The following is a 17,566-nucleotide window of genomic DNA, read 5'->3' as shown; positions in this document are numbered from 1 at the left end:
CATGGCGGTAAACAATCGCATGGGAATATGAGGGGTAAACCCGAACAGGCTGCCGACCAGTGTCGAGGTCAGGCTGCCCAGCATCCAGGGTAACGGCCACGACAGCATGCTGAAGATCACCGCCCCAAGCGCGCCCACGGCCAGGGTAACCAGTAAGTTCAGGGCAGCGGGCCATCGTGCTGGTGCAGTGAAGTGCATGGTATTCCGGCGTGTCTAACGGGTGCGCGCAGTATAGAGAGCTTGACGACGTTTCGAAATGCACGAACGATGTGTTCACAATCGGTCAGTCAACCCGTTCAGGCCAGCGACGGCCGTACCAGACGTTGCCCCTTTATCAGGAGAAAGGAAGTGTTTCTGCTGAAATATCCGTGTAGATGTAGATGGATGCTTGCCAGTGTGCTATCGCTCGCCTTTGTACTGCCGGTGCAGGCCAGTGACCCGTTGCTGATCGCCGCGGCTTCCGACCTGCGGTATGCGCTGGAGGATATTGTCGGGGTTTACCGTCAGGCGAACCCGGCGGCCGACATCGAGGTGATTTACGGCTCCTCCGGTAAGATGACCACGCAAATTGTGAACGGCGCGCCCTATGATGTGTTTTTCTCAGCCGACATTGCCTTTCCGCGTCTGCTTGAAGAGCGGGGGCTTACCGCCACTGAACCCGCCGTTTACGCCATTGGCCGCCTAGTGCTCTGGAGCAACGCCATCGATGCCTCTAACCTGACCCTGACTGACCTGGCTGACGACCGCGTTGACCGCATCGCCATCGCCCAACCGGCCCATGCACCCTACGGCATGAGAGCCCGGGAAGCGCTGATGGCCGCCGGGGTCTGGGCGGCGGTGCAAGGCAAACTGGTCTTCGGTGAAAACATCGCCCAGACCGCACAGATGGCCCAGTCGGGCGCGGCCGATGTGGGCATCATTGCCCTTTCGCTGGCGTTGTTTCCGGGCCTGGCCAGCCATGGCCACCATCTGATTGATGATAGCCTGCACGCCCCCCTAACCCAGGGGTTTGTCGTTACCCGGCACGGTGCAACCAAGCCTGGCGCTTTTGCTTTCGCCGACTTTATGCGCAGCGAGCAGGCGCATGAGATCATGACCCAATACGGCTTTGGTTTGCCACCATCACACTTGGGAGCGCAGTGAATGTTCCAACTCGGGCCTGCAGAGTGGCAGGCGATTGGCGTTACCGTCAGGCTGTGTCTGTACACCACGGTTATCTTGCTGGTACTGGCAACGCCACTGGCCTGGTGGCTGGCTCAGGGTCGGTCTACAGTGCGCATCGTGGTGCAGGCCATTGTTGCCTTGCCGCTGGTACTGCCGCCTACGGTGCTCGGGTTCTATTTGCTGATCGTGCTCGGGCCGCGTGGGCTGGTGGGTGAGACACTGGAAAATATCGGCTTACGACATCTCGCGTTTTCGTTCGAGGGCATTCTGGTCGCCTCGGTGATTTACTCCCTGCCCTTTGCCGTGCAACCGCTGACCGAGGCATTTCGCACCCTGGGGCGTCGGCCGGTGGAGGTCGCCAGCAGCCTTGGCGCCGGTTTCTGGGATCGGTTCTTTACCGTGATTTTGCCACTGACCCGGGGCGGTTTTCTGGTCGCCGCGACGCTTACTTTCGCCCATACGCTGGGCGAGTTTGGGGTAATTCTGATGCTCGGCGGCAGCATACCCGGCGAGACCAAGGTGCTCTCAGTGCTAATTTATGACCATGCGGAGGCCATGAATTACGGCGCTGCGCACAGCCTGTCGCTGATGTTGCTGGTCTTCTCGTTTGTCACCCTGTTTGTGGTTTACAGCATTAACCGTCGCTTTGAGGTGGTCCGGTTATGACGTTGCAGATTCAAGCCAGGCTGCGCTATGGCGATAACTTCGAACTGAGCGTAGACCAGGTCTTACCGCTTTGCGGGGTGACCGCCCTGTTTGGCCGCTCAGGGTGTGGCAAAACCACCCTGTTGCGCATCATCGCCGGTCTGGAACGGGTAGGTGATGCCCGGGTTCAGTTTGGCGAACACCCATGGCAACAGGGCCGGCTTTTTGTACCCTTGCACCGGCGGCGCATTGGCCTGGTGTTTCAGGAGCCCAGCCTGCTGGCGCATCTGTCGGTTCGCGATAATCTGGTGTATGGCTATCGGCGCACGCCCGCCGCTCAGCGTCGGCTGCATTTGCCAGAGGTCGCGGCAATGCTGGGCATCGAAGCTTTGCTCGACCGGCGCATCGACCAGCTCTCCGGTGGCGAGCGCCAGCGTATTTCGCTGGGCCGGGCGCTGTTAATCAGCCCGCAATTGCTGTTGCTAGATGAACCGATGGCCGCGCTCGATACCCAGACCAAGCGCGACATCATGCCGTTTCTATCGCGCATGGCGGCCGAGTCTGGCGTGCCGATGATCATGGTTAGCCACGCGCCCGATGAAGTGGCGCGGCTGGCTGACCGGGTCGCCTTTATGCAGGCTGGCCAGATTCCACGCGTCGAGTCGTTGCACGAGGCGCTGGCCCGGCCGCAGTCACCGCTGTTCGATGACGCTGGTGCCGCTTCGATACTGGAAGGCATTCCCGGCGAACCCGAAGCCGATGGCGTACGGCCCTTCGGCCCGCCTCTGGCGCGGCTTTGGATTCCCGATACCCAAACGGTCGGGGCCGGCCAACCGATCCGGCTGCGCGTACTGGCACGCGACGTCAGCCTGTCGCTCGACGACCCCCACCGCATCAGCATTCAGAACCACCTGCCGGTGACCATCGAACGCATCGATCCGCCGCACCAGCATCGCATTGTGGTGGCTTGTCGCACCAATGATGGCCAGTTGTTGCTGGCCGAAGTCACGTCACGGGCGGTCAGCCAGCTCGGGTTGCGCCCCGGGCTCAGCCTCTACGCGCTGATCAAATCGGTCGCGTTGTTGGATTAACGCTGGCTGGCAACACTGCGTCCACCCATCCTGATCGTGCGTTTCCCGGAAAATTCAGTATACTGCCGCCGGTCCGGCGCTTGTGCGTCGGCAGCGTTCTCAGGGCGGGGCGAAATTCCCCACCGGCGGTATCTGATCGGCCCATGGCTCAGGTCAGCAGCCCGCGAGCGCTCGCGGTGACGATGGGTTTATTCCGTTGCTTCACAGCGAGGTCAGCAGATCTGGTGAGATGCCAGAGCCGACGGTTAGAGTCCGGATGAGAGAGATCGCGAACCACCCAATCGCCACCGCGCCTTCGCTGTGGTCTTTGCGTACTCGCGCGCCCTGATTCTGGCAATCACCCTAACCTTGAGGGCAACCCATGAATCAGTCTACATCCAACCGCACTACCCACAACCAAACCACCCGCGTGGCCGTTATTGCGGCTTCCTGGCATGCCGACATTGTCGGGCAGGCTTGCGCTTCGTTTGAATCTGAGCTGAAACGACTGGATACCACGGCCGAGGTCGAGCACTTGCGCGTGCCCGGCGCCTATGAAATACCGTTGCATGCCAAACAGCTGGCCAAAACCGGTCGGTTTGACGCCATCGTCGCCTGTGGTTTGGTGGTTGACGGTGGCATCTACCGGCATGACTTTGTGGCCCAGGCCGTTATTGACGGCCTGATGCGCGTGCAACTGGATACCGATATTCCGGTCTTCAGCGTGGTGCTGACACCGCACCATTTTCACGAACACGAGGAACACCAGCGCTATTTCCGCGAGCACTTTGTGAAGAAAGGCCAGGAGGCCGCCCAGGCCTGCCACGCCACCCTGGCCAGCCTAAGGGCGATTAGCGGTTAAGCGACACCAGCCGGAAATCGTTTCGGCCCTGTTGTTTGGCCTGGTACATGGCCGCATCGGCCTGCTCCATCAGGATGTCCACCGGGTTGGCGTTGTTATCCACCACCACACCAATGCTGACAGACACCCGGGCCTGATGCTCACCCAGTTCGAACGGCCGAGCGAGGGTCTCGATGAGTTTGCAGGCAATGTCGGCGGCGTCTTCAGCCGCGTTCTGGGTCAGGTCTTCGAGCACGACAACAAACTCATCGCCACCCAGCCGAGCGACAGTGTCGGTTTTCCGCACTTACTAAGCAGCCGTCGCGCCGCCTCCTGCAGCAACTGATCACCGGCGGCGTGGCCCAGGGTGTCGTTCACTTCCTTGAAGTGATCCAGATCCAGAAACATCAGCGCCAGGGGTTTGTTGGAGCGCCGGGTTCTGGCCACGGCCAGTTCAAGATGGTGCTTCAAACCCGTCCGGTTGGGCAACCCGGTCAGGTAATCGTGGTTGCTCTGGTGCTGCAACTGCATTTCCATCTGCTTGCGCTTGGTGATATCGACACTGGTCACAAAGAAGCCCAGCACGTCGCCCCGTTGTGACCGCTCGGGGAGGTACGTGACATGCAGGTAGCGAGTCGCACCGGTACCCGGCTCCTCGCGGTCGAAACTGACCAGCTCTCCGGCCAGTGCCCGGGTAATGTAGGGTTTAGTCTGGTTGTAAGCCGAGGCCTTGAGCAGTTCGCGCACCGGTTGTTGGTGCAGCTCCTGTTCCTGCCCGGCAAACCCGTACCAGTCCAGATAGGCACGGTTGAAGAACTGATAGCGCTCATCGGTATCGATGTAGGCGATCATCACGGGTACGTTATCGGTAATCAGTTTCAACCGGGCTTCGCTGTCATGAATGGCCTGGTAGACCTGCTGCAGTTCCATGGTACGCTCTTCCACCCGTGTCTCAAGCTCAGCCCGGGCTGCCACCAGGTCTCTCTCCCGCTCCAGCAACTGACGCGTGAGCCCTTGCAGCGACCGCACCAGATCCTGTCCTTCGCGAAAACCGATGTCTTCGGGGAAACTGGCTCCGGTGTTACCGGCCCGCAAGCGTATGGCGGCGTGGCTGATTAAATGCAGTGGCCGGGTAATGGTTCGGGCATTCCAGCGGTTGACGAAAAAGAACACCACGGCGACGAACAGACCCAACAGCAGAATCTCCAGCTGCGAGCGACGCACCGCCGCGAACGCTTCATCGGTGTCCTGACGCACCAGGACTTTCCAGTCCAACCCGGGATAGTCGCGGTGACCGTCGGTCTGTGCGATACCGGTCAGGTAGGTGTCGCCGCCAAGGGTCAGGCTCTGGAAGGTCGGCCCGTTGTTGGCCGGAGGCAGGTCCAGACGCTGGTCCTGCAGCGGCTCGGGGCCGAGCAGAACAGTACCATCGCTGCCGACCACCAACGCCTCTATGGAGCCCTGGTGCGCCGCGACCTGCAGCACGGAATCCTTCACTTCGGTGACCCATTCCCAGCTCAGGTGAGCCCCCAGCACACCGAGTAATTCGCCATTGTTGTCGTGCACCGGTAGGGCGACGTCGACAAAGCGCCAGGGTTCCTCCTGTGCAGGCAATAGTTTTTCCAGCAGCACGGCGTCGTGAACATCGCCAAAAAAGACCCCGTCCAGCCCTTGCTGAAACCAGGGGCGGGCCGAGACGTTCATGTCCTCCAGCAACCCGCCGTTACTGACCAGAACCTCACCGTCCGGGGCAGCGAAGCCGATCCACTTGTAAAAAGGAAAGCTCTCCTGCAATTCCTCGAGCCAGGCCTGTTCAATGAACACGGCATCGGGGTCGGCGCGATCACGGGCGATGGTCACCACGGTTGCCAGGTCACGGTAACGGTAAAACATATCGCGATCCATCCGGTCGCTGATGGTATAGGCCAGCTCCGCCAGAGACTGACCAACGGTGTTTTGCAATCGCTGAGACGTGACATAGCCCACCCCGACACTGATCAGCAGGGTGGCCAGCAAGATGATAAGGCTGTAACTGAGCGTCAGTCTGGTGAGTAAACTCGGCTTTTTCATGTAACTGCTAACTACTAACTGTTAATTGTTCAGACATTCAAGGGCAAATAGACACCATTGTGGACGACCCCGGCGATAACACAAAACCAGACCCTGTCGGCCAGGCTATCAGAGGCATCAGGCACCTGCACCCTGTTGTCAGTCACTTGAATGACCTGCCAGCAACAAACCAGGGCCTACTGACTCGATAAAATGCCAAGCAGTTTACGGGTGTGGTCAACGGTTTCGACCCCAAGGTCGGTCAGGTAGCCGCCATCCTTATGGGTAATCAGCCCTTTACCATACAAGCGTTCAGCGGCGGCCACCAGGGTCGGATCGGCCTCCTGGCTGTGAACTTTGATGCCTTCCTGCAGTGAGGAGGCCCGGAACTGAGTGAGCAAATTCAGTTCGGCGATGTGGTCGGCGGAGAATGGCATGATGGATACTCTCTTTTTTGTCAGTATAACTACTGTTTAGACGAGTTTTGACAGCTCGGCAACTACTGTGAAACGCAGAGACCAATAGAACGCGCTGCGCCTGCTGCTCGCAAGTGCAATCTCAAAGAACAACTCCGCTATGGGGATGGCACCTTGCTCCGAAAATACCGACAATGTGCTAAAAGCAGCATTAATACTGTAAATTGTTGTGAAATACGTCGAAATCGTTAGATTTCATATGGAGGTTCGAACTGAGCAATGTCAGGGTTCTAGGCGATACCCTAATTAGACTTCGAAACATGAGCTATCACTTGACCTTCCAACGACTGGAAGGTCTAGCCTGTCTCTCATGAATGCTGGTGCATCAGGCACCTAAAGGAGAGACCATGAGCCAAACCCAAGCTAACGCAGTGGAATTACGCGACCCGGTTTGCGGTATGACCGTATCACCGGATACCGCCAAACATCACAGTGACCACGACGGCCAAGATGTTTATTTCTGTAGTGCTGGCTGCAAAACGAAGTTCGACAATGACCCCAAGGCCTATCAAACCGCCGAAGACCCCGTCTGCGGCATGACCGTACAGCGCGACCGTCCCAAAGGCATGGCGCGGTATCAGGGCAAGGCACACTATTTCTGCTCGGAACGCTGCCAGCACAAGTTCGAGGAAAATCCTGAGCGCTACCTCGACCCGAGCGAAGCACCCGAACCCATGCCCGAGGGTACGAAATACACCTGCCCGATGGACCCGGAAATTGTGCAGGAAGGCCCCGGCACCTGCCCCAAATGCGGCATGGCGCTGGAACCGATGACGCCCTCGCTGGAAGACACCGGCCCCAGCCCCGAACTGATCGACTTCGCCCGGCGCTTCTGGATCAGCGTCGTCGCAGCGGTGCCGTTACTGCTGATCACCATGGGCCCGATGATCGGCCTGCCGTTTCGCAGCTGGCTGGGTGAAGGCCCCGCCGTCTGGCTGGAACTGATACTCGCCACCCCGGTCGTACTCTGGGCCGCTCAGCCATTTTTCGTGCGCGGCTGGAACTCCATCGTCAACCGCAGCCCCAATATGTGGACGCTGATCGCTCTCGGGGTGGGCGCCGCCTTTGCCTATAGCGTTGTCGCTACGCTGATGCCCGGCGTGTTCCCGGATGCCTTCCGCATGGCATCGGGCCACGTCCCGGTCTATTTCGAAGCTGCCGCCGTTATTGTCGCCCTGGTCTTTCTTGGCCAGGTGCTCGAACTGAAAGCCCGAGAACGCACTGGTTCAGCCATTCGCGCCCTGCTCGATCTCGCCCCCAAGACCGCCGTGCGCATCAACGACAACGGCGACGACGAGGAAATTCAACTCGATCAGGTACAGAGCGGTGACCGTTTGCGGGTCAAACCCGGCAGCGGCATTCCGGTCGATGGGGTTGTTGCCGAAGGCCAGTCGTCGGTGGATGAATCGCTGATCAGCGGTGAACCGGTGCCGGTGGAAAAAACCAAAGGCGATCAGCTGACCGGCGGCACCCTGAACAAACAGGGAACCCTGATCATGACCGCCGAACGCGTCGGATCGGAGACCGTGTTGTCGCAGATCGTTGCCATGGTGGCCCAGGCACAGCGCTCACGCGCCCCGATTCAGGGCCTGGCCGACCGGGTGGCGAGCTATTTCGTGCCCACCGTGGTGCTTATCTCCATTGTAGCGTTCGTCATCTGGTCACTGGTAGGGCCCGAACCGGCCATGGCCTACGCCATTGTTGCCGCGGTTTCCGTGCTGATCATCGCCTGCCCCTGTGCACTCGGGCTGGCAACGCCGATGTCGATCATGACGGCCACTGGCCACGGCGCTCAATCGGGTGTGCTGATCAAGGATGCCGAAGCACTGGAACGGTTCGCCAAAGTAGATACCCTGATCGTCGATAAAACCGGCACCCTGACCGAAGGCAAGCCCAAAGTCACCGACCTAATCGCCTTAAACGACCAGGACGAAACCACCCTGCTTGGCTGGATTGGCAGCCTGGAGCGCAGCTCCGAACACCCCCTGGCCGAGGCCATCGTGGCGGAAGCCAAACAGCGAGAGGCGACACTGCAGGAACCCGAGACCTTCGATTCAGTCACCGGCCAGGGCATTGTCGGCCGCGTCGACGGACACGACCTGTTAATGGGCAATGCCGCCCTGTTCGATGGCAAAGGCATAGATTTATCCGACGTTGAAGCACAAGCCGATGCGATGCGCAAAGACGCCAAAACGGTGATGTACCTGGGGGTCGACGGCAAACTGGCCGGCCTGATCGCGGTGCAGGACCCGATCAAGAAAACCACCGCCAACGCCATTCGCGCCCTGCAGGCGCAAGGCATGCGCGTTGTGATGGCCACCGGCGACAACGCCACCACCGCCAATGCCGTCGCGGCTGAACTGAACATTGATGAGGTTCGCGCCGGGGTATCACCCGAAGGCAAGCAGAAACTGGTGGAAGAACTGCGCAAGCAGGGTGCTTCCGTGGCCATGGCTGGCGATGGCGTCAACGATGCCCCGGCTCTGGCCGCCGCCGATGTTGGCATTGCCATGGGCACCGGCGCGGATGTGGCGATGGAAAGCGCGGGCATAACCCTGGTGAAAGGTGACCTGAACGGCATCGTCCGCGCACGCACCCTGGCCCGGGGCACACTGCGCAACATCAAACAAAACCTGTTCTTCGCGTTCGTGTACAACAGCCTGGGCGTCCCGGTAGCCGCCGGCCTGTTTTACCCGATCTTCGGTGCCTTGCTGTCACCGATGATCGCCGCCGCCGCCATGAGCCTGTCGTCAGTCTCAGTGATTGGCAATGCGTTACGGTTGCGCACACTTAAGTTAGACGCCGCGCTCGACAAGGAGTAAACCAAAGGAAAGGAGCGGGCCAGTTGAGTGGTTTTAGCCCGCGCTGGCAACCTGGTGCACCCCTGTGGGGTCGGCGTGAATCCGTCCATGGAGCCTAGGCCGCAGCATCCCTGCTGCGGACTACCCCACAGGGGTGCACCAGGTTGCCACCGCTAGTCAACTCGGCAAAGCCAATACCTTAAGCGGGCTATCACCCTACTCGAACCGTTTGATTCGCTCGTCGGTCGCAGGGTGGCTGGAGAGGTACTCTTCCCAGGCCCTGGAGCCACCTTCACTGGCACCGTGACTGTTCATCATCTTGCGCAGGGCCGATGCGAAGGCCTGTCGGTCCAGACCCGCGGCCTGCATCAACGCCATTGCAGCGGTATCGGCTTCCCGTTCCATATCACGCGAATAGGAGAGCTGAGCCAGAGCGTAGGGCGCCGTGACGATGATTTCAGAAAGGGCCTCGCTGTCGCCGGTCATCAGCAAAGTGGCGGCGACCAGAGCAGAGGAACTAATGATGCCCCGTATTCCATGGTCGTGACGGACATGGCCAATTTCGTGGGCGGCTACGGCCAGGAATTCGGCGTCATCAACCAATGCCACGAATTGATCGGTGAACACCAGAGTACCGTCTGGCAGAGCAAAGGCGTTGGCGCCAAAGGCTGGGCTGCTATAAAACAGCACCCGGACGTTCAGCCCGGTCAACTGGTCACCAAAATGATGATCAAACGCCCGGCGAAGTTCCTGCTGGCGTTCCTCACTGAGTGTTGTGGGGGTCAGCCAGCCTCGCTCCATCCAATCCAGCGCCTCGTTACCGGCCAGTTCCCGCACCTTGTCCGGCACCAGGGGCGCCGTTACCCGTGCGATGGCAGGTATGCCATGGCGGTAGGTGGCCCAGCCGGTCACAACAACCACGATCAGCAAGCCAACAATCCACAGCGGCGCCCGCTCCAGCTTTGGCAACCAGAGCGTGCGTTCGCCTTTGTGACCAAAATGGCGCAGCGCCATATCAATAAAATCGTTGTCTCGGGTTTCCAGCCGGCCGAGATCGGGCAACGTCAGAAACCTTGGTGACCGGCCCAGCCGGTCGCTGACCGTGACCGTATTAAACGGGCACCGGTGCTTCCTGTCGAATGCCTGAAAACTCAACCAGCCACCGGCATCCAGCAAGACGGTCACGGTTTGGCTGTCGGCAAAGCCCTCGGGGTAAAAGTAGGCACTGAAGGTCTGGGTCATATCCGGGGTCTGCCTGGTATTGAAGGCCGCCATGGACGACCTTCCACCGTTCGGTTAGATGCCAAAGCCAACATCCACATCGTAGACTTCACCCAGTTCTTCGCCCAGAGCAGAGAGTTCTTTAGCCTGAGCGGCGGCGATGCTACCGAGGTTACCGGCACTCAGAAAGGTGAGGGACGTCGCGTTCAGGCGCGCCAGGCGAACCTGCGCCCACGGAAAGGCCAGACCCAGCGTCAGGGCGACAACAATGGAGTTGCTCATAAACACCCAAATATAGCGGCCCACCGGCATATTCGCCTTAAAGCGATTTTGCTGCAGGTTCACACCTTGCCAGTACACATTAAACAGCAGGGGTTTGAAGGCCAGAGACAGGCCATAGATGGCCAGGTAGCCCACCGCTATCATAGGAATAGAAACCTGGCTAAAACCGATGGCAATTAACGCGATTGACGCAATGATGCCGATCACCAGACCGAGCACAACCGACTGGTACTGTTTGACGGTCGCATCAAACTTGAAGGCTTTAGTGCCATAGGCATGGTGAGTGACCACATACCGGGCGGCATAATGCATGGCATGCGGCATCATGATGCCCAGCGTGATCATGCCGAGCAGCGGGTACAGAAAAAACGCCTTGCAGGTGGCCCAGTAGGTGCCATTGAAGCGAAAACGCACCCCGCGGTAAGCTGTGTAACGGGCGTTGAATCGCAGGCCGGCGTTAATCAGCCAGGGCATCGCCAGTAAGAAGGCGATCATGAAGACACCGTACACTGCGGGTGAAATGAGGTTAGAAATCACAGAAAAGACAACAAAGACCGCGACGGCGATCAGGCGACCTTTCAGAATCTGACCGCCAGTGGCCAAATATTCAAAGGAGGCACCCGCGACGTCGGTATTGCCGTAGAAATACCGCTTGTTACGGACCTTGGCCCAGGCGGAGTAAATACCCAATGTCAGCACCGTCAACGCGATGTTAACAATCCAAATGCCGAAATATTCGCCACCGCGACCATTGAAGGCAACGAGAATGGGCTTGAGAGAAGGTCGGGATGTGACCGGCGTGTCGGTCAGGGACTGGCTCGTCATAACGTTTCCTTGTTCGTTATCTGTTTTATTCACTGCGCAGGTTTTTACACCTGTCGATCCCTCTTGGAACGAATCTGAACTTTACCTCTTTAAACAAACCGGATAAAGCCGGGGGCATGTATCGGCCCCGGTCTCCTCGCCTGAGTTACGGCCGAGCAAACTGAGTGTGGTAATCAATTTCTGACGACGAGAGGCCCTTTAAGGTTGGTGAAACAACCCAACTATTTGCCAGTACTGCCTCACTAACTGATCACTGTAACGCTGGAGAGCCTGATATGTCGGAAGCCACGCTGAATAACCCGGGTTTGGGTACCTATCGTCTGAAAGAAGACGTCGCTTACCAGGCGGTTACCACAGCACTTGAATTGGGCTACCGGTCCATCGATACCGCTCAGATGTATGACAACGAGGCAGCCGTCGGCAAGGCCATTGCCGAGAGCCCGATCAGTCGCGACGAGGTATTCGTGACCACCAAGGTCTGGGTCGACCAGCTCAGCAAGGCTCACTTCCGGCGCAGTGTTGAGCAAAGTCTGGCCCGCCTGAAAATGGACAGCGTCGACTTACTATTGATTCACTGGCCCGCCCCCGAAGGCGACGTACCCATGGAAGAATACCTGGGCGAACTAAAGGCGGTTCAGCAGGCGGGGCTTACCCGGCACATCGGGGTCTCCAATTTCACCATTGCCCAGATCGACGAGGCCCTGAAGATACTCGGCCCCGGCACACTGCTGACCAATCAGATCGAGATTCACCCCTATTTGCACAATCGGCGCCTGGTCGAGCACTGTCAGCGCCACGACATTCTGGTCACCGGCTATATGCCGCTGGCGGTAGGGCGCGTCAACGACGACCCGGTGCTGACCGCCATTGCCGAGAACAAGGGTGTTTCACCCGCCCAGGTAGCACTGGCGTGGGTTGCAGCGCGCGGCATCATTACCATTCCGTCCTCCACCAAACGCCACCACCTGCAAAGTAACCTGGCCGCCATGGATCTGGAGCTCACCATCTCGGAAATGAACCGCATTGACACCCTGGACCAGGCATTGAGACTGGCCAACCCGAGCTTTGCGCCTGAGTGGGATATCGACTGAATGGTTTTTGGATTGGATGTATTACTGGACTTAACGCTGGAATATGGTTGGTCGGAGAGACAGGATTCGAACCTGCGACCCCTACGTCCCGAACGTAGTGCTCTACCAAGCTGAGCTACTCTCCGAAAAGGTCGGCGTCGCAAACCGTTGATTTCACAGGGCATTTACGGGAATGGGCGCTGTGGGTATGCGAGCTGCGCAATAGTACGAAGTCGCAGAGGTGGCGTCAACTACGCCTTGAATCGCTGCCCGGCAAGCGGATTGCCTCTGCGCCGGGCGCTCAGGTATGCTGAGGGAACTTTCCGGGGAATACCGATGTCCGACACTGCCCGCCCTACCGCTGCTGATTCTGGCAAGAACCGTAAGCTGGATCGAATCGATCTTAAGATCCTTCGAACCCTGCAGGATAACGCTCGCATCTCCTATGTCGATCTGGCTCAGACAGTCGGGTTATCGACTACGCCTTGTATGGACAGAGTAAAACGGCTGGAACAGTCAGGTCTTATTCAGGGTTACCAGGCGATACTGTCACCCGAGGCATTGGGTCTGGGGTTGCTGGTATTTATCGAGATTACCCTGTCGAACCAGTCGACCCAAGCCTTTGATGAGTTTCGCAAAGCGGTCGATGGGCTCAGTTATGTACAGGAGTGCCATCTGGTCTCGGGGCAATCGGATTACCTGGTCAAGATTCGGCTGACGGATCTGCCCAGTTACCGCAAGTACCTTGGAGATCTGTTATTGGCACTGCCACATGTGCGCGAATCCAAGAGCTATATTGTGATGGAAGAAGCAAAGCAGTCGTCCGCCTTGCCACTGGATCTGATCAGTCATCGCTTTAAACGCTGATCCGTATTAGCCTATCAAGATGTTTTTTATCGGTAACCCTGTGTGTCACGAGGTTATCGATCCTGCTGTTTGTGAAACGGAGAATCTATGATGAATACCTGGTATAAACTGGCTCTGCCCCTGGCCTTGTCTGGCGCCGTGCTAACCGGTTGTACAACACTGGATGCCTACACGGGTGAATCCCAGGTCAGCGGTGCGTCCAAAGGGGCCATCGCGGGTGGCCTGATCGGCGCCGTTCTGGGTGCGGCAACGGCACCCAAGGAAGATCGCGCCCGGCGTGCCCTGATCGGCGCCGGTATCGGTGGTGTAGCGGGTGGCGGTGTGGGCCTGTACATGGATCGGCAGGAAGCCGAACTGCGCGAGGAACTGGTGAACAGCGGTGTTCAGGTTGAACGTACCGAAGAGGGCGAGATTAACCTGATTATGCCCGGCAACATCACCTTCGATACCGACAGTTCCGAGCTGCGTGCCGACTTTATCGGCACCCTGAGTTCGGTTGCCCGAGTGGTGCAGGAATACGAAAATACCCTGGTCACCATCGAGGGGCATACCGACAGCACCGGCTCTGAGAACTATAACCAGTCGCTGTCTGAACGGCGTGCCGCCAGCGTGGCCGAAGTTCTGTTGAGCCAGGGCATCGCCTTCGAGCGCGTTGCGGCTGTAGGCAGTGGCGAGCTGCGCCCCATTGCCGACAACAGCACAGCGGCAGGCCGGGCATCCAATCGCCGGGTCGAAATCAGCCTCGAAGCCATCGTCGCTGAATAAAGCCTTTCTGCACTGATACGCGGCTCCGCCCCGGGGCCGCTTGAAATCCGCTTCGCTATAACCATAATGGCCCACCCTGGGTTCAGCCTTAGGCTGCTATCTAAAACTTCCTTGCGACTACTATCCGGAATGCCCAACCTTTATGACAACACCCCTGAAACTGGCCATCCTGGAAACCGATGTGCTGAGACCGGCCCTGAAACCGACTTACCACAGCTATGGACAGATGTTCACTGCCTTGTTGGATCGGGTTGAGTTTCGCGGAGATATTGGGGTTTTCCCGGTCATTGACGGCATATACCCGGAATCTATCGACGATTACGATGCGTACCTGATCACCGGTAGCCAGCACGATGCCTTTGCCGAACATGACTGGATTGTTCGGTTGCGGGCCTTTTGTAAAGACATTTATCAGGCCGGGAAGCCACTCATCGGCATTTGTTTTGGTCACCAGCTGCTGGCTCACGCACTGGGTGGAAAAGCTGGCAGAGCCGAGCGTGGCTGGGGCTTGGGGGTCATGACTTATGACTTTCACGATGATGCCCTGGCCTCGTTGCCAGGTTTTGTTGACCAGCCCGAGCCGGTTTCCCTGTTAATCAGCCATCGCGATCAGGTGCTGACCTTGCCTCCCGGTGCCGAAACCCTGTTAACCAACGACTTTTGTCGCTACGCCGCCTATCACATTCCTGGCCGGGTACTCTGTTTTCAGGGCCACCCGGAGTTCACCATAGACTATCAACAAGACTTGCTGAAATACCGCGAGAACGATATTTCCGACGAGCAGATGCAGGCCGTAGAAGCCAGCTTGGCCGGGGACCATCAGGGTGAACGGATCGGTCGCTGGATGCGGGACTTCCTGGACAGCAGCCACCGTTAACAGGCAGGATGCACCCAGACCATTTTAGCCATCCGTCAACAATTGAACCGAATACCCAATGAAACTGATGACGTTGCAACACGCCACCCTGGTCAGGCTCTACCCGATGCGTCGGCTGGCCTGGCCATTAATGATACTGGGCGCTCTGGTATTCCCGGCGATGATCGCCTGGGCCATCGCCCGGCCTAAACTCAGCGGGGACGAGCTGTTTACGGGATTCGTGGCAGGACTGGGGCTGGTATTACTGGGCGCTATTCTGGCCTTGAGCCGGCCGGAAAAAGACCCGCCCAAGGGTCTGCGTCAGCGTGCCCGGCATGGCTGGGAAACACTGGTGTTCTGGAGTTGGCTGGTGAGTTTGCTGGTGTTTGCCAGTCTGGCCTTGAAAATGATGAGTTTCTCTGGCGGCTGATACGCCGGATCATCAGAACAGCAGTCGCGGATGCAATTCGGCATAGGCGATGCCGCCCTTACCGGATCGCTTGATGCCGTACATGGCCTGGTCGGCATGGTGCATCAGAGTATCCAAATCACGCCCGTGAGTTCCGTAGCGAGCCACGCCAATACTGGCCGAGACCGTAACCTCCTCGTTTTCCGAGATAACCGGCTTTTCAATTACTGACAACATCCGGCTGATAAAGGCATGAATGGCCGGTTCATTATCGAAATCATCAACGATGATAACGAACTCGTCACCACCGACCCGGGCGGCAAAGTCGGCTTTGCGCAACGCATCTGACAGCCGGTTGGCGAGCGTAGTCAGCACGGAATCGCCGACGCGGTGACCGTGGCGATCGTTCACCGGCTTGAAGCCGTCCAGATCGATGTAGACCAGATAGAAGGTGCGTCCGGTTTCGTTGGCCACAGCGATGCGCTCATCAACAAAATCTACCAACAGACGCCGGTTGGGCAAACCCGTCAGCGTATCGTGATTCGCCATGTACTCTATGCGTTGCTGGGCCGCTTCTATTTGTGTCTTCTCATGCGACAGGGCGGTGTTGACTTCAAACAGTTGCTGGTGACTCAACGCATTACTCAGCGTTATGGCAATAAAAGGGGCCAGGGAGCTCAGCAGCTCCAGTTCATCGTCGCCAAAACGTTCGGCTATAGAGCTTTGCAACGATACCATGCCGATAACGGACTGGTTGTGAATCAGCGGGACAAACAGCTGGGATAGCGGCAGCATCCGGTTGTCACCCACCCGGAGAGAACGAAGCTGCTGGTTTTCGCCGCTGATCAGCAGCGGTGTTCCCGAGCGGATGGCCTGCACCGCGCGGCTTTGCTGGAACGAATAGGGAATCGAAAACCCGGGCAGGCGGGTGCCATCGTCAATCGCCATAACGTATTCAATGGCTTCAACGTCAGGTCGGTTCAGTGCCAGGGACACAAAGTGCACATCGAGCCGCTCCTTCACGATGTCATATAGTTTCTGGCCAATGTCTTCGATGCGCAATGACGACGCCAACTGGCGTGCCAGTTCGTTGATCAGTTGCAACCGGGACTGGGCGGCCTTGAGTTGACGGTTTTCGTGCTGGGCAAGTTGCCGGGCAAGCCGCTCGTCTTCCATCTTGGCTTCATACTGGCGCAGTTCGATTTGCCGGCGAACATCGCGTTGTTGCAGCTTACGTTCAAGATCCAGCGTCAGGCGCAGGACAATATGGGCGGCACGATATTTTTTAGCGCGCTCCAGACAGACCGCCAGGGTTTCCAGGGCGCGTTGCTGAATCAGGCTGAACTCGGGGAGTGCCTCTCGCCGCAGGCCCTGTCGCAAGGTGCGCACCGCCCGCGAAAAATGGCCGGTGGAGGCCAGCACTTTGGCCAATTCGATGTAGGCGTAAAGCCCGGTCACGCCCTCTTTATCGAATTCCGGGTGATCGATGGTGACCAGCAGGGTGGTTTCCGCCTCGACCAGGCGGTTCTGCAAACGCTGACACCTCGCAACCGCGATCAGCGCCTGGATTTCCAGATGGCCGAAGTTCAGTTGCCGCGCGTATTCCAGGGCGGCTCGACAGCCCAGCAGGGCATCCTGAAACCGGCTTCGACGGCTGTGCAAATGAGCCTGCAGCAATGCTGCCTCACCCAGGTTTTCAGCGGTTATCGCAGCCGAATCGAGCCCCAACATCTGGTTTAGCAGCTCTTCAACACTGACCAGGTCATCGATTTCGTAATGGAGAGCGGCTAAATTCAACTGAGAGGCGAAAATGCCATTTATGTTGACAACAGATTGGGAGATCGCCAAAGACTGACGGTAGTGGTGCAGTGCCTCGCCGTATTGCCCCATGCCCTGGTAGGCCATACCCATGCCGTTATGGATGCGCCAGAACTCCTCAGGATCTTTTATTTGCTCAGCCAGTGCCAGCGATTCAGTGAGCTGTTTAAGGGCCTGAAGATGATCACCTTGAAAAATATAGGCCCAGCCTTCGTGGAAGAAAAGCTGGCACTCTCTCCGCACACTGGAATCGACCAGTGTTCGGGCATGATCTAGCAGTTTGAACGCTTTGTCTGTATCCGACAGCATGGCCTGCCAGGCTTGTTCCAGGCACTTGTCAAAAGCGACGTACTGACCCGCTGTCACATTGCCAACCTCTTTCATAGGAGCGGTCATTGTCGTGTCCG

14 protein-coding genes, 1 tRNA gene, 2 pseudogenes and 1 riboswitch are annotated in these 17,566 nt (G+C 58.2%); of the genes and pseudogenes, 10 read left to right on the top strand and 7 right to left on the bottom strand.

The features are described 5' to 3' along the window. A pseudogene (locus tag WEB54_RS02090) lies at window positions 1–198 on the bottom strand (hypothetical protein); the annotation flags it as partial. Window positions 199–384: 186 nt separating this feature from the next. On the opposite strand from WEB54_RS02090, the gene modA reads away from it, so the two are divergent. The 4 genes from modA (at window position 385) to WEB54_RS02070 (ending at window position 3,741) form a co-directional block, all read left to right on the top strand. After that, window positions 385–1,143: a molybdate ABC transporter substrate-binding protein gene (modA, locus tag WEB54_RS02085; RefSeq protein ID WP_368052990.1), complete on the top strand. Its 759-nt coding sequence runs from the start codon at window positions 385–387 to the stop codon at window positions 1,141–1,143. After that, window positions 1,144–1,830 carry a molybdate ABC transporter permease subunit gene (gene modB / locus WEB54_RS02080; RefSeq protein WP_368052989.1) on the top strand — a complete coding sequence of 229 codons (687 nt, stop codon included), beginning with the start codon at window positions 1,144–1,146 and terminating at the stop codon, window positions 1,828–1,830. It abuts the gene before it with no gap. After that, on the top strand, window positions 1,827–2,900 hold the full coding sequence (modC, locus tag WEB54_RS02075) for a molybdenum ABC transporter ATP-binding protein (protein WP_368052988.1): 1,074 nt from the start codon (window positions 1,827–1,829) through the stop codon (window positions 2,898–2,900). Before modB ends, modC begins: the two co-directional genes overlap by 4 nt. Window positions 2,901–2,991: 91 nt before the next feature. Continuing rightward, window positions 2,992–3,172, top strand: a riboswitch (FMN riboswitch). Window positions 3,173–3,261: 89 nt separating this feature from the next. Further along, window positions 3,262–3,741, top strand: coding sequence for a 6,7-dimethyl-8-ribityllumazine synthase (locus tag WEB54_RS02070; RefSeq protein WP_368052987.1), 480 nt, complete (start codon window positions 3,262–3,264; stop codon window positions 3,739–3,741). Here the strand turns inward: WEB54_RS02070 and WEB54_RS02065 are convergent. After that, window positions 3,731–5,790: pseudogene (locus WEB54_RS02065) on the bottom strand (diguanylate cyclase). The gene WEB54_RS02070 and the pseudogene WEB54_RS02065 sit on opposite strands and share 11 nt — an antisense overlap. Before the next feature lie 176 nt (window positions 5,791–5,966). Next, on the bottom strand, window positions 5,967–6,206 hold the full coding sequence (locus WEB54_RS02060) for a TIGR02647 family protein (protein ID WP_368052986.1): 240 nt from the start codon (window positions 6,204–6,206) through the stop codon (window positions 5,967–5,969). Between the two features lie 386 nt (window positions 6,207–6,592). On the opposite strand from WEB54_RS02060, the gene WEB54_RS02055 reads away from it, so the two are divergent. Next, window positions 6,593–9,067 carry a heavy metal translocating P-type ATPase gene (locus WEB54_RS02055; RefSeq protein ID WP_368052985.1) on the top strand — a complete coding sequence of 825 codons (2,475 nt, stop codon included), beginning with the start codon at window positions 6,593–6,595 and terminating at the stop codon, window positions 9,065–9,067. A gap of 195 nt (window positions 9,068–9,262) precedes the next feature. Here the strand turns inward: WEB54_RS02055 and WEB54_RS02050 are convergent, their stop codons facing one another. Further along, complete coding sequence (locus tag WEB54_RS02050; protein WP_368052984.1) at window positions 9,263–10,321, bottom strand: M48 family metallopeptidase; 1,059 nt, start codon at window positions 10,319–10,321, stop codon at window positions 9,263–9,265. A 21-nt stretch (window positions 10,322–10,342) separates the two neighbouring features. Beyond that, the gene (locus WEB54_RS02045; RefSeq protein WP_368052983.1) at window positions 10,343–11,374 is read right to left on the bottom strand and encodes a YjgN family protein; all 1,032 of its coding nucleotides are present in this window, start codon (window positions 11,372–11,374) and stop codon (window positions 10,343–10,345) included. A gap of 275 nt (window positions 11,375–11,649) precedes the next feature. On the opposite strand from WEB54_RS02045, the gene dkgB reads away from it, so the two are divergent. After that, complete coding sequence (dkgB, locus tag WEB54_RS02040) at window positions 11,650–12,465, top strand: 2,5-didehydrogluconate reductase DkgB (RefSeq protein WP_368052982.1); 816 nt, start codon at window positions 11,650–11,652, stop codon at window positions 12,463–12,465. Window positions 12,466–12,513: 48 nt separating this feature from the next. Here dkgB and WEB54_RS02035 read toward each other — a convergent pair. Beyond that, window positions 12,514–12,590: transfer RNA gene (locus tag WEB54_RS02035), tRNA-Pro, on the bottom strand. Between the two features lie 190 nt (window positions 12,591–12,780). Here WEB54_RS02035 and WEB54_RS02030 point away from each other — a divergent pair. The 4 genes from WEB54_RS02030 to WEB54_RS02015 all read left to right on the top strand — a co-directional run bounded on the left by WEB54_RS02030 (window position 12,781) and on the right by WEB54_RS02015 (window position 15,362). Further along, entirely contained in the window at window positions 12,781–13,311 is a 531-nt protein-coding gene (locus tag WEB54_RS02030; RefSeq protein WP_368052981.1) for a winged helix-turn-helix transcriptional regulator, read from the top strand. A gap of 87 nt (window positions 13,312–13,398) precedes the next feature. Then, a complete protein-coding gene (locus WEB54_RS02025) occupies window positions 13,399–14,076 on the top strand; it encodes an OmpA family protein (protein ID WP_368052980.1) in 678 nt (225 codons plus the stop codon). Between the two features lie 142 nt (window positions 14,077–14,218). After that, complete coding sequence (locus WEB54_RS02020) at window positions 14,219–14,953, top strand: gamma-glutamyl-gamma-aminobutyrate hydrolase family protein (protein WP_368052979.1); 735 nt, start codon at window positions 14,219–14,221, stop codon at window positions 14,951–14,953. 58 nt (window positions 14,954–15,011) lie between these two features. Beyond that, window positions 15,012–15,362 (top strand): hypothetical protein, encoded by a 351-nt coding sequence (locus WEB54_RS02015; protein ID WP_368052978.1) that lies wholly within the window; start codon window positions 15,012–15,014, stop codon window positions 15,360–15,362. Between the two features lie 12 nt (window positions 15,363–15,374). On the opposite strand, the gene WEB54_RS02010 is transcribed toward WEB54_RS02015, so the two are convergent. Then, window positions 15,375–17,555 carry a diguanylate cyclase gene (locus WEB54_RS02010; RefSeq protein ID WP_368052977.1) on the bottom strand — a complete coding sequence of 727 codons (2,181 nt, stop codon included), beginning with the start codon at window positions 17,553–17,555 and terminating at the stop codon, window positions 15,375–15,377. Between the last annotated feature and the right edge of the window lie 11 nt (window positions 17,556–17,566).

The sequence above is a fragment of the Saccharospirillum sp. genome, assembly GCF_040881935.1.
Classification (GTDB): domain Bacteria; phylum Pseudomonadota; class Gammaproteobacteria; order Pseudomonadales; family Natronospirillaceae; genus Saccharospirillum.
This window is presented reverse-complemented; position numbering and strand designations above follow the sequence as displayed.

Bases quoted from the DNA above. Each gene is read 5' to 3' on its own strand.
- WEB54_RS02060 (WP_368052986.1), bottom strand. From the start codon at position 6,206: ATGCCATTCTCCGCCGACCACATCGCCGAACTGAATTTGCTCACTCAG.
- WEB54_RS02045 (WP_368052983.1), bottom strand. From the start codon at position 11,374: ATGACGAGCCAGTCCCTGACCGACACGCCGGTCACATCCCGACCTTCT.
- WEB54_RS02010 (WP_368052977.1), bottom strand. From the start codon at position 17,555: ATGACCGCTCCTATGAAAGAGGTTGGCAATGTGACAGCGGGTCAGTAC.
- WEB54_RS02025 (WP_368052980.1), top strand. From the start codon at position 13,399: ATGATGAATACCTGGTATAAACTGGCTCTGCCCCTGGCCTTGTCTGGC.
- dkgB (WP_368052982.1), top strand. From the start codon at position 11,650: ATGTCGGAAGCCACGCTGAATAACCCGGGTTTGGGTACCTATCGTCTG.
- WEB54_RS02055 (WP_368052985.1), top strand. From the start codon at position 6,593: ATGAGCCAAACCCAAGCTAACGCAGTGGAATTACGCGACCCGGTTTGC.
- modB (WP_368052989.1), top strand. From the start codon at position 1,144: ATGTTCCAACTCGGGCCTGCAGAGTGGCAGGCGATTGGCGTTACCGTC.
- modA (WP_368052990.1), top strand. From the start codon at position 385: ATGCTTGCCAGTGTGCTATCGCTCGCCTTTGTACTGCCGGTGCAGGCC.
- modC (WP_368052988.1), top strand. From the start codon at position 1,827: ATGACGTTGCAGATTCAAGCCAGGCTGCGCTATGGCGATAACTTCGAA.
- WEB54_RS02030 (WP_368052981.1), top strand. From the start codon at position 12,781: ATGTCCGACACTGCCCGCCCTACCGCTGCTGATTCTGGCAAGAACCGT.
- WEB54_RS02020 (WP_368052979.1), top strand. From the start codon at position 14,219: ATGACAACACCCCTGAAACTGGCCATCCTGGAAACCGATGTGCTGAGA.
- WEB54_RS02070 (WP_368052987.1), top strand. From the start codon at position 3,262: ATGAATCAGTCTACATCCAACCGCACTACCCACAACCAAACCACCCGC.
- WEB54_RS02015 (WP_368052978.1), top strand. From the start codon at position 15,012: ATGAAACTGATGACGTTGCAACACGCCACCCTGGTCAGGCTCTACCCG.
- WEB54_RS02050 (WP_368052984.1), bottom strand. From the start codon at position 10,321: ATGGCGGCCTTCAATACCAGGCAGACCCCGGATATGACCCAGACCTTC.